Genomic DNA, 17,691 nt, shown 5'->3' with positions numbered 1-17,691 from the left:
AAAGCATTTTAGCCCTTGTCATTTATTCAAAATGGTAGGCAAGCTCTACCCCAAAGCTACGCGGTTCGCCCCACACCACAGCGCGGTCGGCCTGCGGCAGATTATCAATTGCGTAAACCTCGTACTCTTTATCCAGCATATTTTTAGCCCACAGGGCTACGGTCAATTCCCCACGCGCCACGGCCAGTTGGCCCAAGCTAAGATGGGCGTTCCACAATTGGTAAGATGGCATAAGCGTCAGGGCCTTTTGCACATCACCGCCACCTAGTTTGGTGTCCATAAAACTGGTATTTACATTCAATTGTAATGTAGCGGCGGCGCCCTGCCAGATCAGCCAGTCTAGCGCTGCGGTATAGCTATTCACCGGCGCGGCAGAGAACGCGTAACGATGAGTGACGTCATTGCCAAAACTATCTATTACTTCGGTTATTTCGGCGTCAAGATAGGCGTATTCCACGCTCGCCACCACAAACTCACCCAACAGGGCACTGGCATCAAACTCAAAACCGCGCATACTTGCTTGGCCCGCATTCAATACTTTGGTATCGGCGACTGTGCCATTAAGTAAAAAGTTCATTTGCATATCGTCAAAATCGGTTTGGTAAACATCAGCATTGAGGCGTAAACGACCCTTTAGCCATTCACTCTTCACGCCAATTTCAATGCTAAACGCCTTTTCCTCACCAAAGCCATCGGCAAAACCAACGCCGTAATCTATACCGTCGGAGGCCGCGCCCTGCTTACCGTCTAACTGGGGATCGCGGGTGTTAAAGCCCCCACTTTTATAAGCTTCGACGCCCTTGGCATATACATTTATGTCGTCGTTAAATTCGTATTCTAGCAGGCCACTAAAAGAATCGTCTTTGAAGTGGCGCTGCCCAGCAACATTATTAAAACGCCGATCCCCTGGCAGCCCAGCCTGATTAAGCACTGGGTTAATTACGGCGCCAAGTACTGGGTTTTCTGCCAAAGTGGTTAGCGAAAATGCTTGCGGGGCACCCACTGCTGGGTGGTATTCAAAATACACTTCGTCGCGCTGATTTTTCAGGGCGTAACGCCGGTCTCTGGAATGGCGCGCACCTAGGGTGATATGTATTGCGTCGTCAAGGATCGGTGGCGTCCATCGCAGCTGCCCAAATACGGCCGCAGCTTGATTATCGACTTCGTATTTTTGACTAAGCAAATTCACGATATAGACATCGTCGGTTCCGTCGATCAATGAATACAATTGCAAGTGTAAGGGGCCATTGTCTTCTATCCCCTGCTCTTCAAAGTAATAAGCACCCACCAAATACTCTAGACCATAGCCAGCTATCTCGCCGCTAAACTGCAATTCGTGAGATTGTTGATTATGCTCGACGGTCGGCTTGACTGCCGGCGTTGGCCCACCGTTGGCGATTTGCGCCGCAGCGCCGTCGTAGCGATGAGTATCAAGACGAAAAGCCTCCGCCCCTAAACCACCGCCCAGATCGGTATAGGCCGAATCGAATAATTCCCGATACGCACCTATATACTTAATTTCACCCAGCGCTGTATCGGCATGAATAACCAGAGCATGGCCCTCAACCTCGCTATTGGACGCCTCCAGTGGCGCGCTGGTGGCCATTGAATCGAATCGATGTTGGCCAAACTTGGTTCTAGCCTGCGCGCTGCGCTTTATGGCGTCGGCTTGGCCTTTATTACCGTCTTCTGCCGGCGGGTTAATCGCCTGAAACATGTAATTGTAAAATTCCATTTCCGAGCGGTCATAACTGTAATCCAAACGCAGCTTGCCACTAATATCCCAGCCCAAATCAAACCTTAGGCCCTGCACCTCGCGGTCGCCAAAGTCGCCACCCGGCCCTGTGTTCTCCATAAACCCATCGCGACTTTCGGTGAGATAGGCTAATTTAACGGCCAAGCTGTCGGTTACCGGTAAATTGAGACTGGTTTTACTGCGCAAAAACGCACGGTTACCTGCGCCAACGCTCTGATTAAATACCAGCGCTTCAGTGCTTGGCCGTCGGGTGAGTAAATTGATGGCGCCGCCGGTAGTATTGCGACCGTAGAGCGTACCCTGCGGGCCGCGCAGTATTTCCATGCGCGCCAACTCCGCCACATCCATCGCCGTGCCACTCGACCTTGCGATATACACACCGTCCAAATACACCGCCACCGGCGTGTCTTGGGTGACTTGAATGTCGCCCAAACCAATGCCGCGAATATAAATTCGCAAACTGCCGCCATTTATCGGAAAGGGCTCAATGGTTAACCCTGGTACTTTACTGGCGATATCGGCCAAGCCGCTAATGCCTTCAACCTTTAAGCGCTCCTCGCTAAACACCGTTAGTGAAATAGGGGTATCTTGGAGGGATTCGGTCTTTTTGCGAGCACTAACCACGACCTCTTCGAGCCGATTTAAACCCGCAGCTAGGCTGATCTCGCTGACTAAGCTGCCAGCAATGACCATACAGAGCGAGGTCAGCCGACAAGCGCTAATCGTGGTGCGACGCTGACGCCGCTGAAAACAGTCTTTTTCTGAGGATACCGTCAATCTGACCATGGTACGCTGCCTACTCCCTGTGCAATCCAATACGCTAAAACTCGCTAACAATACCATAGGGCTGGGCTTTCGGTGCAGCCATTAGGCATCGCGGTAAATGCGCATAGAATTGAACTCACAGAATATCTAAGCTTAAAAAGCATATACGTCGTCACGCTGTGCAATGAATACACTCTTGTCATCAAGTCGTCACTGTCAAAGACGGAGGGCTTTCTATAAAATGCGCACATTAACACCCATTATTTAATCATGAGGCCGCGCCCCCCTATGTCTGAACAGCGCCAATCCGAATTATTGGAATCTGAGCAAATGTCCAAGCAAAAGCCGCCACTGCTGTTGATGCAGAGTATTTTATTTTCCAGCACCCTGTTAATTGCACTCATTGGCGTACCTTGGTACGGCTTTAGTCACGGTTTTAGCTGGAGCGGCTGGCTAGCATTTTTTGTGGTGCTAGGTGCCAATGGCATGTCGATTACTGCCGGCTACCACCGTTTGTGGGCCCACAACAGCTACAAAGCCCACCCCCTATTAAAACTGCTATTTGCCTTATTCGGCGCCGCCGCGACCCAAAATAGTATTTTGGTCTGGGCCTCTGGCCACCGTCGCCACCACCGCCACGTTGACGATATCGACCACGATCCCTACTCAGCAAAAAAGGGCTTGTGGTATTCCCATATCGGCTGGATGCTGCGCGACTATAAAGCCAGCAGTGAAGACTTCTCCAATGCCAAAGACCTACAGCGCGATAAAATCGTTATGTGGCAGCACCGCAATTATCTTGCGCTAGTGCTAACCATGAATATTGCCCCAGCCGTTATCCTCGGCTTTATCACCGGCAATATGCTTGAAAATATCTTACTCGCTGGCGTGCTTCGCCTCGTTGTGAGCCACCACACCACATTTTTCATCAACTCGCTGGCCCACTACTGGGGTCGCCGCCCATACACCGATGAAAACACCGCCCGCGACAATGACCTTTTGGCCTTGCTCACCTACGGCGAGGGCTACCACAACTACCACCACATTTTCCAAAATGACTACCGCAACGGCATTCGCTGGTGGCAATATGACCCCACTAAATGGTTAATTAAATCTGCCTCGTGGCTGGGCCTAGCATGGGATTTGCGCAAGGTACCCGACTTTAAAATTCAGCGCGCGGTGCTCACCATGCAGTTCAAAAAAGCCGAGCAAGCCCTGCGCGGTCGCAAAGGTGCCGATGCCAAACAGTTTGGTGCATTTCTTGAGCAGGAATATCAACAGTTCTGCGAGCACCTCAACGATTGGAACGCGGTTAGCCAGCGCTGGGTAGAAACCAAGCGCGATGCCCTTAGCGCCCAAAAAGATGCCTTGCAAGAAAACTTTGCCGACAGAAAAGAGCAATTGCAGCTCAATTTGCATAATGCGTGGGAGCACGCCACCCTGCGCACCCGCCTAAAAGAACTTGAGTACGCTTTAAAAATGCAGCGCAAACGCCTGCAAATGCTCAGCGTACAAATGGCCTAAACTGCGCTGATTTTTTCTTATAAAAGGCGCCCAAGCGCCTTTTATAAGAGCTAAAGAAAACTCGCCTTAATCCACGCGGCCCCGCACGCTGAACGCAGGCGATACCAAACTGCCCTGCCATAACGAGGGACTTTCCATACCAGACAACAACAGCGGCGTTTGATACACCAGCCTAAACCGTTCGCTGGCCGCGCTCACCACCATTGCCGACGAGCCACTGGCGCCACGCTCTAATACGTACCAGCGAGGCTGCCCCATATTTAACTCGATCCGATACACCTCACCAGGCGCAAGATTAATAATATCGTTCTCAACCAACACATAGGGTGAACAGCTCTTATCTGCGGCGCTAAAATTGCGGCCGGTATCACCCAATGATTGCAGAGTAAAACCACAGTGTTTCTCGTTATCTGCAATTTTTAGCGGGGTATCAGACACATTCTGCAAACTCAGCACAATCACGGGGCTACGCTGAGCAATGGTGGCGCTATCCCAGTTAAGGGTATTACTGGTGTCACTACTGGGATTAATCTGTTCTAAACGGATTCCCAAACGACTCCAGCGAAAGCCCGTGAGTACAGCGCGACCACTGCTGCCCACCGCCACCGCCATTTCCAAGGGAACTTGAATTTCGCCCAAACCACCCTGCTTTGTCTCGATGGCATGAGCACTACCCTGCTCTACAAAATATTGCTCAATACCGTAGCTCACCGAGATTTGCCCCGCGGTCACTTCTCTGTTCAAGTGGCCACGCAAAAATAGACCAGAGACGGGTGGCTGATCGCTCAGATAATCCAAATCGTACACATCTACCGGCCCCGCTTTTAGCACCGCATATACCGCAGCCCCGCGGGACAAGGCCAACACTGCTTTTCGGCCTCGGTAATGACTAACATCCACGTTATTAATGCCGTAGCTGAGCCGCACATAATCGCCCCGCATTGGATCGCGGGGGTCGATCGGCGCAGTGCGTAAATAAATATTTTCACCGCGATGACGAATCCACTCGCGCTGCCCAGCCATATAGGCAAGCACCCCAAATTGGCCCACTACCAGCGCTATTATTAAGGCTTTACGCACGGGGTTTCTCCAATATACGACGGGTATTTTGTTTGGCGTAGCGCTGGCCAATTACAAACAGCACCCCCCCCAGAATAAGGAACACGCTAGAACGGGCCAACAAGCTGTAAAACAAATCGGTAAATCTTGCCAAGGCCAGTACACTGATCATGACGCAGCCCAACGCCAAAATTTTACCGCGACCGTGCTCGGTGCCGCGGTAGACATAAAGCAAGCTGTAGGTCAAAAACACCAAATTAAATACCAGCCGGCCGACACCCACCACATTTGCCCCAAACATAGCGGGCACCACCACAACTATCAGCACGGCGAGCACTAAGCCACTTTCTAACCACGCTTCTACACCTTGTGGCCGGCTATTGGCGCTAATCAGCACCCACAGCCAAAGGCCAGTGGCGAGCAATAGCGGAAAAAGTAATTGCAATAGCCCAAAGCCCGGCACCGCCGACATTCCCGCTTGCGAAGGCAACCCAATAAAGGTGCCAATAAAAATCAACAGCAGCCACAGCACAACGCCAACGTCGTTAAACACCGATTCAGCGGCGGGGTTGCCAAGCGAGTTTGATAAACGTGCAAAGGCAAAATAACTGGCGGTTAACAGCAATAATACCGGCGCTAAAAACTGCTCACCAAAAGTCCACACCCCAACAATATACGCCAGTGGCAAACTCACCAAGACCACTGCCAGCAAACTTGAGGAGCGCTGCCACCACGCCAGCGGCAACAGGCCCAGCAGTAAAATCCAGCTCGCTTGGGGCATCGCCTGCTGAAACTCAAAAGTCTCTAAGCCACTCCACAACAGTAATAGCACCGCCGCCAATATGCCCTGCGCCGCCGAGGGCAGCGCCCAGGCCATACTCATAGCGGCTAGGCACCACAGTAAAAATCCGTCAGGGTAATGCGCATCGAAATGATAAATTTGTGCTACCAGCCAAATACCGGCGCCAAACAGTAAGGTACCCAACAAATGCAGACTTTCACCAACGCGGCGACGCGGGCCATCAACACGAAACATCGCCATGCCCACGCCGTGAGCAAGTAAAATCGACAAGCCAATCACGGCAAGTTTGAGATAGCGGTGCATCTCGCCCCAGTTATAGGCAAATAATAGGACGACGCCCATGCCAAAAATAGCGACGCCAAGCGCCGCAAAAATCACCTTGCCCCAATGACCACCGCCAGCGCTACTGCTATTACTGTGACTCCCAAGCCTGCGGCCACGGCTGTGCGCTACGACCACTGCCGGATAGCGGGCATAAAGTACCTTTGCCTGCTCGTCATTGATAATGCCTTCCCTGAGCCATTGCGCTATTTCTGCTCGCAACCAAGGATTGTTGTTTTCCATACCGCTCCCGCTAGCCATTAATTTGCCGGACAGATAGATCCGTCACCCCGCAAAATGGTTCCCTGCAAAACCATTATGGGCATTTGCCAACCATGCCGAAAGGGCTAGCAAAGTACAGGCTAAACTATTTATTGCAGAGTAGTGCAAATTCAGCGTTTTAAGTGCATGGCGGCTAAAACAAAAAAGCCCACAGTGGCAACACGGTGGGCTTAGATAGAATTTGTGCCGGCAACAGACTTTAAACGTTAGCGCTTAGGCATCAATACAATAGACTCGGGGTTAACCGCCGCTACCGAACTACTGGGCGCCACACTGCCGCTCAAGGCAGTATTGGTTAAGAAGTTGCGCCACACCTGAATTGCACCGCCGCCATTGGCTTTTTCGGCCACATACAAATCAACTCCGTCAAAGGCAATATCAACAGGGTTTCCCAAGCCCGTTAGCGTCCCTGACACGCTTTTGCTCACCGGCGTAGCGCCATTGGCACTCGATGCAAATTCCACGGCGAGCAATACGCCATCAGTCGCATCTGCGCCAGATCCTACGTCGGCCAGAATCAAGGTATCTGAGCGCTGGTCGTAGCGAACACTGTGTAAATTTGTGGCCGCAGGGCTGAGGGTAATTGTTCGCGACACCCCATTGGCGCCAAGATCAATCGAGAAGTTATCGTAGGCATCGACACTGCCATTGGTTTGCGCAACGTATAAAGTATCGTTGCGCGGATCGTAATCGCTATCCCAAGGCGTGCCGGTACCTGGCAGTGTCGCCAAAGGCGCTGTATTACCCGCGGCGCAACTGCTAAACACCAAAATTGCGCTCGCGCCGGTATCCGCCACCAGAATCAAGCCCAAATCATCGGCTATTTCGACCCCTTTCGGGGTTACCAAGGTCGTTGCTGCACCAGAAATAATACGATCGCGAGAGGCATTAAAGGCCCCTAAACTACGGCCATCAAGCGCACTGATTACCGCAATACTCGGCGCTGCACCCGCATCGAAGCTAATGTAGGCATCGCCGTTGCGATCGAGCACCACATTTTCTATGCCGGTTAAACCCGCTGCCGCGCCAGATACATTAAAGGTTTGCGCAGGCGCACCCAAATTACGCGAGGTTTGGTAGAGTAAGCCAGCGGGGCCCCCTGCTGGGTTGCTAGTAGTCAGCAGTGTGTAAGCCGTGTTTGGATCAGTGATATCGGTAACGCCCACCATTGGCTCTGTCGCTGCCAGCACCGCAATCGACTCTGGTTTGGTGGTAGCAAAAACCACGTCTGCGGCAATATCGCCCCCCGCGCTTTCAAAGATATTGCGGTAAACCAAAATCGCATCATTCGACTTTTCAGCAATGCGCACATCGCTGCCGTCTAACTGCAAATCGACAGGATTACCAAGCAGTGTGGCCGGACCAAAAATACTAACGCTCGGCGTTACACTGCCGGTGGCAGTACTGGCATGGTCAAACACATACACACGCCCGTCGCTGGTATCTGCGGCAGAACCGACATCGCTGACCACTAAGCGGTCTCCCGCTTGGTCGTAATCAATACCGTGAAAATTACTTGTTGCGCCAGCGGTCGCCGAAGTGAATATACGCGGCGCCATCGCTCCTAGGTCAATAGAAAAACGGTCAAAAACCGCGACCGACCCATTGGTTTGCGCCACAAACAAACGGTCGGCCACGTCGTCGTAAGCTATATCCCATGCATTAGCGCCGAGGCTAACCGTGGCTAACGGCGCTTGATCGCCCGCCGCCGCAGCGCCGAACACCAACAAATTATTGGCGCCGACATTGGCAACCACTATGAGGCCTGCACTCGCTATTTTCGCAACGCCTTTTGGCATGGCCAAGCCAGTGTTCGCGCCAGTCAGCGCGCGACTCGCCTCGCCGGTTTTACGAGCAATGGCGTTACACGCGGTAATAATACTCGCCGGCGCCACAGCGTCTTGGGCCTGCACCAAATGACCGGCTCTATCCACCAACAAACCTTCGTTGCCGCCACTGCTGTAAGTATTCAACAAGCCCAGCGACTCATTGCGCACACGGACATTGGTATCGCCGCCGCCATTACTCGCAATCAAAATAGTGGCTGCCGGAAAGGCTGGCGCACCATCCATACCTGCGCTGCCATTTGCACCGTTGCTACCATTCGCGCCATTGCTGCCGTCCGCACCAGCAACGCCCATTGCACCAGCGCTCCCGTCACGGCCATCGTCACCACCACAGCCAGCGAGGCCCATCACCGCAAAGAGCACTGCCGCGGCAAGCGCAGTGCGACGTCGTGGCATAGAATAAAAATTCTGATGTAAATTATTGTTTGAAATATTCATACGCTAAATACCTTTCAGGGAGGCAGCCACAAATCCTGTGCACTGTAGAATTAACCGGCAACGCCGATTAATGACATTGAATAACCGCGGCAAAGCCGCGCATTCAACCAGCCTTACGAGCGGTTTTGCAGAATGGTTTTAGTTAAGATGAAATATTTTAAGAAAGGTGACGTAGATCAACAATTGCCCCCTAAGGGGCGGCAATACCCCTAGCCCAGTTCCTCCAAAACCCGCTCGGCAAAACCGTGGCCGGCCTCGGCGTACAGGTTAAAGGTGACACAGCCCATGCGCAGCAATTCGTCGTGTTCGTCTTGGAATCGCGACACCACGGCGATCTTGCCTTGGTAATTAAGCTGATTGAGTAATTTAACGACCTCGATATTTTCTTCGTGTTTGCTAAGGCTCACTAATATCATTCTGCGCCGCTGCAGATTCGCCCGCTCTAAAAAGTCACGGTCGCTGGCATCTCCCGCCACACAGTTAATACCCGCTAATTTTAGTTGTACGGCCTTATCCGAACTTTCCTCAACCCCAACAATTTTTTCCGGATAATGCTGGCTGAGATAATCGTAAGCGCCGCCGCCAATCCGACCCATGCCAAAGATTATTATTTCCGCCTCGCCCATATTTACTGGCCGTTCCTGCACCAGTAATTGGCCGCGTTCTAGTTTTTGCAAACGCTCGGCAATACGGGCATACAGGCTGTGAACATGAGTATTAAAGGGCACCGCAATAAACAGCGACAGCGCCATGGCCACCGCCAAGGTTGTCAGCCACTCTGCGGGTAAGGTGCCCGCCTTAACCGCCATCGCAGCAACAATCAACCCAAATTCACTGTAATTAAACAGTGACAGGCCAACTAAGAGCGAGGTTCGCGCCCGCAACCGAAATAAAAGCAGCAGTAAAAAATAAATGAGTGGCCGCAGAAAGATCAGACCGGCCAAGGCCAAGGCCACAACCAGCATGGCGCCGCTGGGCATGCCCTCATAGCCGATACTTAAGAAAAACGCGGTGAGAAAAATATCTTTAAAATTAATCAGGCTTTTATACAGCTCCACGGTTTTGCTAGATTTAGACAGCAACACCCCAAACAATAAAGCGCCCAAACCGCCCTCTAGGTGCACAGCCTCAAATAAAGCAGCAGCCCCTAGCGCAGTACCAATTCCAAACAGCACTAATAATTCGCCGTGCCCAGCATGCTTTAGCAGCGCGACTAATACTGGCCGCAGCAGTGGCAAGGCCAATAGGGCAAACGCCCATGGCGAGGGAGCCTGTTCCGCTGAGAACACCAAATAACTTACCGCAAAAATATCTTGAACAATTAAAATACCAATTGCGAGTTTGGCATGCAGGGCAGCGCCTTCGCCGCGCTCGTCAAATATTTTAACCGCAAACACCGTACTCGAAAATGACAGCGCAAAGGCCAGCATCCACGCCACCGGCGTTTCAACTTGCTCTACGCCGGGGATTAGCCAGTGTAAACTTAGTAACACCAATACCGTCAATGGTATTACCACCGCGCTGTGCAAGGTGGCCGTGGCCCAAATTTGTGGCGCCAATAATTCCCGCACATTCAGCTTTAGCCCAATAGTAAATAGCAGCAGAATAATGCCCAACTCGGCCAGCGAGTGAATCACTTCGGCATTGCCTAATTGCAAGCCACCAGCGAAAAATCCCGCCACCAAATAGCCCAACAAGGGTGGCATACCAAGGCGCTTAAATAGCAAACCGGCAATAAACGCGAGGCCAATTAACAGTGGTTCAATCATGGCAAACTACTCGCCGTAAAATAGATTTCAATCGGTTTTCTCTCTCAGTTTCGGCCTGCGGGGAATGAGTACCGGGGTTTGGGCTTTGTAATGTTGGTAGCGCACATTATTACCCCAGCGCTGATCGGCACTGGCTTCTAACAACGGAATACCGCTGACCTTGCTTAGCAGCAATATAACAAATAGCGGTGACAGCAAGCCCAAATACATCCAGCCGCTCAGTACTGGTAAAGCAATAATGGCAATGCCCAACCACAGCAGTATTTCGCCAAAATAATTGGGATGCCGAGACCAAGCCCACAGTCCATGGTGAATAAATTGTCCAGCATTGCTGGGTTCGGCCCGAAACAGCCGCTTTTGCACATCAGCAATAGACTCTACTACCATACCCAACAACCAGCAGGCAAAGCCAAACAAGGTCATAAGACCCAGCGGCTTTGGATTTTCGGTAGCCATCGCCAACAAGGTGCAAAGCAAGATTAAAAAAATCCACATGCCCTGCAAAGTCCACGTCAGTAAAAAGCGATAAAAATCCGGTTTGATACTGGCGAAGCGTGTATCGCCACCGTCCACCCGCACCCGCCAAAACAGAAACGCCCCCAAGCGCAGAGCCCAAATAACAATACAGGCAAGCAGCAAATAATCGCGTGGCGTTGCCGCGCTAAGACTAAAGCCAAAAACCACAATCCCAATATTGGTAGCAGCGCCGGTTAAATCATAAAATTGCTCAGTCTGATAATAGTATGCGTGAACAAACACCAGCCACTGCACGGCAACGGCAATTAACAATGACCACAGCACTAGCGACAGACCGGCGTAGCGAGGCAGGCCCTGCCCAGCCAGCAGCGCGATTAGCGCCGCAACCGCTAGCATCATAAACACTGCCAGCAACGCCGTTTGCGCAGACTTTTTCATGGGCGCCCCGTGAGCGTAATGTTGCGGCTAGTTCACCGCCTTTGGTTAAAGTGGACGCTTCGGGGTTTTCTTTAAGCTCTTATTCAACACCACAAAACCCAATAAACCCGACAATAAGGAACCAATAATAATGCCCAAACGCTCATCGAATAGCTGATTAACACCAGACTCCTCAAAGGCCAGCGAGCCCACGAACAGGCTCATGGTAAAACCAATACCGCAGAGCAAGGCCGTGCCATACAGCGACAGCCACGAGATCTCATCTGGCAAGGTTGTGAGCTTTAACTTTACGCCCAACCAGCAGAAACCAAATACACCAATCTGCTTACCAACAAACAGACCAAGCGCGATACCCAGCGGTACGCCGTGCAGTAAATGATCTACGCCAACACCGCTAAAACTAATACCCGAGTTGCAAAATGCAAACACCGGCAGAATAACAAAAGCAACCGCGGCGTGAAGATCGTGTTCTAAAGATTTTGCTGGGGATTCGTTGCCCTGAACTGGCGACCGCATGGGAATAAACATGGCCAGCACCACCCCCGCCAAGGTGGCGTGTACCCCAGATTTCACTAGCGCCACCCACATAACAAGGCCGATCAGCAGATAAGGGCTTTTTTCGGATACGTTGCGGCGATTCATAATTGCCAAAATCAGAACACACGTCCCCGCCACAACGAGGGCGAGCAGTGAAATCTTACTGGTGTAAAAAAACGCAATAATAAGAATGGCGCCAATATCGTCAAAAATCGCCAGCGAGGTTAAAAACACCTTTAAGGCGATGGGCACCCGCGGCCCCAATAAACTTAACACCCCTAGGGCAAACGCAATATCGGTAGCGGTGGGTATTGCCCAGCCCTGCGTGGCAATCGCATCACCGCGATTCAAAGCCAAATAAATAAATGCCGGCACCACCATTCCGCCTATGGCGCCAAGGCCGGGCAAAATAATTTTATTTAACTCGGCAAGCTCTCCTTCCATAAACTCGCGCTTGAGCTCAAGTCCCACCATCAGGAAAAACACTGCCATTAGGCCGTCGTTCACCCACATCAGCAATGGTTTAGCGAGTTTAAGCGCGCCAATTTGCACCACTACAGGGGTATCAATTAAAAGATTATAAACACTGAGCAGCGGGCTATTGGCCAACACAATGGCCAAGGCACTGGCCAGAACCAGTAAAATCCCGCCGGCGGACTCTTGTTTAAAAAAATGCTGCAAATACGACGAATCTGATTGCGACATACATACCTATAATTGTTTAGAAGGAATTGCCAACCGCAGCTATACGCGCCAAGGCTAACTCAAGATCATACCGACTGGGGCCAACAACACAATGTTTTCTCACCAGTTTCGGTGCGGTGCATTTGTAGCATTTCAGCGCTATGCTTAAGACAAGACCACTTCAAAAGCACAAACGATCAGGAAATAATAAATGACCGATAAGTCAAAATTACACGGTGCCAACTTTCCCTCTGCTCGGGATGAATTACCCAGTAACCAACAAGACCAACCCGCCGCCTATCGGCTGGCCTATTCCGATCAAGATTTTTTGCTGCGCGAGGAACTGCGCGGCCTGCGCTTTCACCTAGAATTGCAAAAACCCGAAATGACCTTAAAAGAACATGGCGTTGAATCCACCATTGTTATTTTCGGCAGCGCCCGCTTTCCCTCGCCCGAGGACGCCGACGCGGCCTTGGTCATTGCCCAAAGCAGCGGCGACCCCGCCAAGGTAAGAGCAGCCAAACGCGACCAACGCAATAGCCATCACTACGAACAAGCCCGTCGGCTAGGCGAGCTCATTACCGCGCACTCCACCAACTGCGACCCCAACGAACAACTGTATGTGGTCACCGGCGGCGGGCCAGGCATTATGGAAGCGGCCAATCGCGGCGCCTGTGACGCTGGCGGCAAATCGATTGGTCTGAATATTGTGCTGCCCCACGAGCAAGAACCCAATCCGTATATCAGCCCTGAGTTTTGTTTTCGCTTTCATTACTTTGGCATTCGTAAAATGCACTTTATGCTGCGCGCCAAAGCCGTGGTAGTGTGCCCCGGCGGCTTTGGCACCTTCGATGAATTATTCGAGGCCTTAACCTTAATTCAAACTGGTAAGTCTAAGCGGGTACCGGTAATTCTGATTGGCCACGAATTTTGGCGGCAGGCGATTAATCTGGAATTTCTCCGCGACGAGGGCGTTATTAGCCCCGACGACGTTAATATGATTAACATTGTCGATACTGCAGAGCAGGCATGGCAACACATAGTTGATTTTTATCAGCTCAGCCCTGGCCAGTGTATTCGCTGCTAAGGAGCGCCCGCTAATTCGCTGTGGGGCCTGTATTTCCCGCAGCGCCCCCCCGCCAGCAAAACCAAAGAGCGCCGAGAAACTCAGGGCAAATATGCTATAGTGGCCGATTATTTTTTGTTAAGACGGTTGCCCATGTCCGCCCCCATTATTCGCTTTGACGCCATTCGCTTTGCCTATCAGCTAGACCCCATTCTCGACAACTTTAGCTGGCAATGGCCCGCTGGGCAGCATCTCGCCATTTTGGGCGGTAACGGCGCAGGTAAAACCACCCTCGCCAAATTAATTACCGACCAGTTGCGGCCTAATGCCGGCGATATCCATTACGCGCCCAATATTGGCCCCGACGATATCGCCCACATCTCCTTCGATTTACACCGCGAACTGATGGAGCACGACCGCCGCTTTGACGACAGCGAGACCCGCGACGACGCCTTTGACGTTGGCACCCCCGTGCGCGCCATTATTTTGCAGGGTAAGCCCGCCAGCGCAGAATTTGACAGCCTGTGCAGCAGGCTAGGCATTAACCACATATTGGATCAGGGCATCCGCTTTATCTCCACCGGTGAAAGTCGCAAAACCCTGCTCGCCCGCGCCCTCTTAGCCAAACCCGCCGCACTGATTTTAGACAATCCATTTGAAGGCTTGGATGTTAAGGCGCAAGCCGAAATGCGCGCCATGCTCGACGAGTTACTCACCTCGCCAACACCGCTGATTCTGCTGACTAAAGATGCCAACGACATTCCCGACTGCATCGACACCGTATATCAGATGGCGCACGGCAAAATGGTAGGCGAATGCAGTGCGGCCGCCGCCAAGCAAGCCAGCAAAGCCCTGCATCACTACGCCAAACCACTGCCAATTGCCGAGGCACCAGCACACCCCGCCGACAGCGCACTATTAGAGCTGCGCAATATCAATGTGAATTTCCGTGGCAATCAGGTGCTCAGCGACATCAACTGGACCTTAATGCCCAACCAACATTGCTGTATTAGCGGCCCCAACGGCGCTGGCAAATCGACCTTGCTCGGCCTGCTCTGCGGCGAGAACGATAAGGCCTACGGCCAAGAAGTGTACCTATTTGGCAAGCGGCGCGGCAGCGGCGAAAGTATTTGGGAGGTTAAATCGCAATTTGGCCTGCTCAATACCAGCATGCAAATGAATAATTTAAAACGCACCAAGGTGATCGACGTCGTCGCGTCTGGCTTGTTTGATTCGGTGGGTTTGTACGCTAACTACAGCGAATCTCAGCGCCAGATGCTGGTGGCATGGTTAGACGCGCTTGAACTGCTGCCGCTTAAAGAGCAGCGTTTCGACCGCCTCTCATTTGGTGAACAGCGCATGGTCTTACTGGCTCGGGCCATGGTTAAGTCGCCCCGCATCTTAATTTTAGATGAGCCCTGCATCGGCCTGGATAACGATCAAAAATCCCGCCTACTCGGCGCAGTAGACCAAATTGCCGCTCACGGCCAAACCCGTATTTTGTTTGTTAGCCACCGCAGCGAAGAACTGCCCGAGTGCATTAATCAATTTATGGAATTAGTCCCCGCGGCGCAGGGCGGCTACACCGCCCACATCCGCGAATCCTAGGTGGCCTAGTCGAAGACTCGGAACCAACCTCGGCTCTTCTCCGGCTCTGGTGCACAACCGCCCTGATCGTGGGGCGCGCTGCCGCTCATAAAAGGCATATAGCGGGCGTTGTCGCACCACGACTGGCTGAGCTTGCCACTAATCCCGTCCACCCATTGGTACTCTATTCCAGCAACCGGCGAAAACGGCATTTGCTCGGTGCTGGCCTCGGCCATAAATTGCCGCCACACGGTTAAGGCCCCGCTGGCACCCGTTAAACCGGTAGAGGTGTTGTTGTCTAAGCCCATCCACACCACCGCCATATAATCTCCAGCAAACCCAGCAAACCATGAATCGCGAGTGTCATTACTGGTACCGGTTTTACCCGCCACGCGATAGTCCTTAGGCAACAGCTGATACACACCCTTACCGGTGCCTTCGCGAACGGTCTCTAACATAGCGTATTGCAGCAAATGAACCGCCGCAGGATTAATCACTTGCCTAGGTTTTTGCGGATACCGCGCCAACAGTTTTCCGTCGTTATCCGTAATCGCGTAGATGGTACGCAGCGGTGTGTAGCGACCGTCGGCAGCCAAGGTCTGATACATTGCCGCCACTTCTATCGGCGCCAATTCGGCGGAACCCAGCAACATCGACGGCACTTCCAATAAAGGCCGCTGTACGCCAAGGCGCTGAAACATGGCCATGACCTTGTCCAAGCCAACTTGCATACCCAATCTCGCGGTGGCCAAATTATAAGAGTGCGCCAAGGCGGTATGCAGCGACACATCGCCATGGGATTTGCGATCGTAATTCGAGGGTTTCCACTGACTGCCATTAGCATTGCTAATCGACACCGGCCCATCCGACACTTTGGTCATCAAATTATATTGATTCGGTTGATTTAATGCGGCCAAGTAAACAGCAGGCTTGGCCAGCGAGCCAATTGGCCGCAGCGCATCTAGTGCGCGGTTAAAACCCGCGTATTTAGGCCGCTTACCACCAATAACCGCAACCACGTCTCCGCTATTTACTTTGGTGACCACCATGGCCACTTCAAGGTCTTTTTGTCGCGCTTCCAACCGCTGCAAAGACTTTACGGTGGCTTTTTCGGCGCGGCGCTGTAAGACCGGATCAAAGGGTGTAAAAATCCGCAGGCCGCTGGTTTGCAGCTCCTTGCTCTGATAATCACGGCTGAGCTGGCGACGCACAAGATCGACATAGGCGGGATACACCCCAGCCAGCGCCGAGGTTTTGGCTAACTCCAAGGGTTCTTTTTGCCAAGCCGCCAATTGCTGGGTGGTCAGCCAGCCTTCTTCCTCCAACTCGCCGAGCACAATATTGCGGCGGGTTTTAGCGCGCTCGGGGTGACGCCAAGGGTCGTAATACGACGGCCCTTTAACCAGCCCCACCAACATAGAAATTTGCGCTAAATTCAGCTCACCCAAGGGCCGGTTATAGTAATGCCGCGCCGCCAAACCAAAACCGTGAATGGCGCGATTACCTTCCTGACCAAGGTAAACCTCATTGATATAGGCCTCAAGAATGCGGTCTTTGCTGTAATGCATCTCGGTTAAAATCGACATCACCGCTTCTTTCGCCTTGCGCCATAAGCTGCGCTCGTTGCTAAGAATGGTGTTTTTAACCAGCTGCTGGGTGAGCGTGCTGCCGCCCTGCACTGTTCGGCCCGCCTTAATATTGGCAAACATCGCGCGCACAATACTGCGCGGCGAAATTCCAAAATGGCTGTAAAAATGCTGGTCCTCCACCTGCACCAAGGTCTCAATCAGCATTTGCGGCGCTTCGGCGAGGCTTAACATTAGGCGGTCTTCGTGGCGACCTGGATACACGCCACCAATCACCATAGGGTCGAGCTGCTCTTCGGCGATGCGATCGCCCATTTGATTGCGCACCACGCCCACTGTCGTGCCATTCATGTCTACTTCAATCTTACGCGCTGGCTGCTCGCCATCGGCAAAGGAAAAAGGCCGAAGATAAACGCTAAAATGATCGCCTTGACGAAAGTAACTGCCAGGCTGATCTACCAAGCGGCGGTTGCTGTAACCCAGTTCGCCCAATTCCGACTCAAGTTCGTATGCGGTAAGAATCGCGCCCGTTGCCAACACCAAAGGCCGCGCATAAACCTTAGCCGGTTGCTCGTAGCGCTGGCGATCAAAAGTGCCCCGCACTTTGGCATCGCAGTAGGCGAAAAAAAATACCATGAGTACTGCAAACGCCAAACTGAGCTTGACGAATAAACCCAACCACGAAAATTTTGCGGAAGAGCCACTTCCCTTAGACGCTTTCTTAACCATTCAATACGACCAGATACATTGCAA

General features: G+C 52.2%; 11 protein-coding genes. 3 read left to right on the top strand and 8 right to left on the bottom strand.

All coding sequences use genetic code 11. The annotated features are described in order from the left end of the window. Positions 1-22: 22 nt before the first annotated feature. Entirely contained in the window at positions 23-2,542 is a 2,520-nt protein-coding gene (locus P1U47_RS05995; protein ID WP_301027717.1) for a TonB-dependent receptor, read from the bottom strand. A 267-nt stretch (positions 2,543-2,809) separates the two neighbouring features. Here P1U47_RS05995 and P1U47_RS05990 point away from each other — a divergent pair, with 267 nt between their 5' ends. Continuing rightward, a complete protein-coding gene (locus tag P1U47_RS05990; RefSeq protein ID WP_301027715.1) occupies positions 2,810-4,045 on the top strand; it encodes a fatty acid desaturase in 1,236 nt (411 codons plus the stop codon). Positions 4,046-4,111: 66 nt separating this feature from the next. Here P1U47_RS05990 and P1U47_RS05985 read toward each other — a convergent pair whose 3' ends face one another. The 6 genes from P1U47_RS05985 to nhaA form a co-directional block, all read right to left on the bottom strand. Beyond that, positions 4,112-5,125: a GDYXXLXY domain-containing protein gene (locus P1U47_RS05985; protein ID WP_301027714.1), complete on the bottom strand. Its 1,014-nt coding sequence runs from the start codon at positions 5,123-5,125 to the stop codon at positions 4,112-4,114. Beyond that, a complete protein-coding gene (locus tag P1U47_RS05980; RefSeq protein WP_301027712.1) occupies positions 5,118-6,470 on the bottom strand; it encodes a DUF2157 domain-containing protein in 1,353 nt (450 codons plus the stop codon). Before P1U47_RS05980 ends, P1U47_RS05985 begins: the two co-directional genes overlap by 8 nt. 245 nt (positions 6,471-6,715) lie before the next feature. Next, positions 6,716-8,794, bottom strand: coding sequence for a hypothetical protein (locus P1U47_RS05975; protein ID WP_301027711.1), 2,079 nt, complete (start codon positions 8,792-8,794; stop codon positions 6,716-6,718). A gap of 209 nt (positions 8,795-9,003) precedes the next feature. After that, positions 9,004-10,563 (bottom strand): cation:proton antiporter family protein, encoded by a 1,560-nt coding sequence (locus P1U47_RS05970; RefSeq protein WP_301027710.1) that lies wholly within the window; start codon positions 10,561-10,563, stop codon positions 9,004-9,006. A gap of 27 nt (positions 10,564-10,590) precedes the next feature. Then, on the bottom strand, positions 10,591-11,478 hold the full coding sequence (locus P1U47_RS05965) for a DUF1295 domain-containing protein (protein ID WP_301027709.1): 888 nt from the start codon (positions 11,476-11,478) through the stop codon (positions 10,591-10,593). A gap of 45 nt (positions 11,479-11,523) precedes the next feature. Further along, positions 11,524-12,720, bottom strand: a complete 1,197-nt coding sequence (gene nhaA / locus P1U47_RS05960) for a Na+/H+ antiporter NhaA (protein WP_301027708.1) — start codon at positions 12,718-12,720, stop codon at positions 11,524-11,526. A 190-nt stretch (positions 12,721-12,910) separates the two neighbouring features. Between nhaA and P1U47_RS05955 the strand changes: the two genes are divergently transcribed. Together P1U47_RS05955 and P1U47_RS05950 are read left to right on the top strand one after the other, a co-directional pair. Then, the gene (locus P1U47_RS05955) at positions 12,911-13,786 is read left to right on the top strand and encodes a TIGR00730 family Rossman fold protein (protein ID WP_301027707.1); all 876 of its coding nucleotides are present in this window, start codon (positions 12,911-12,913) and stop codon (positions 13,784-13,786) included. A gap of 132 nt (positions 13,787-13,918) precedes the next feature. Further along, complete coding sequence (locus P1U47_RS05950) at positions 13,919-15,373, top strand: ATP-binding cassette domain-containing protein (protein WP_301027706.1); 1,455 nt, start codon at positions 13,919-13,921, stop codon at positions 15,371-15,373. A 5-nt stretch (positions 15,374-15,378) separates the two neighbouring features. On the opposite strand, the gene mrcB is transcribed toward P1U47_RS05950, so the two are convergent. Next, the gene (mrcB, locus tag P1U47_RS05945) at positions 15,379-17,667 is read right to left on the bottom strand and encodes a penicillin-binding protein 1B (RefSeq protein ID WP_301027705.1); all 2,289 of its coding nucleotides are present in this window, start codon (positions 17,665-17,667) and stop codon (positions 15,379-15,381) included. Positions 17,668-17,691: the final 24 nt, after the last annotated feature.

The sequence above is a fragment of the Zhongshania sp. genome, from assembly GCF_029212375.1.
Lineage (GTDB): Bacteria > Pseudomonadota > Gammaproteobacteria > Pseudomonadales > Spongiibacteraceae > Spongiibacter.
Note: the sequence above shows the minus strand (reverse complement) of the source record. Positions and strands in the feature narration are given on the sequence as shown.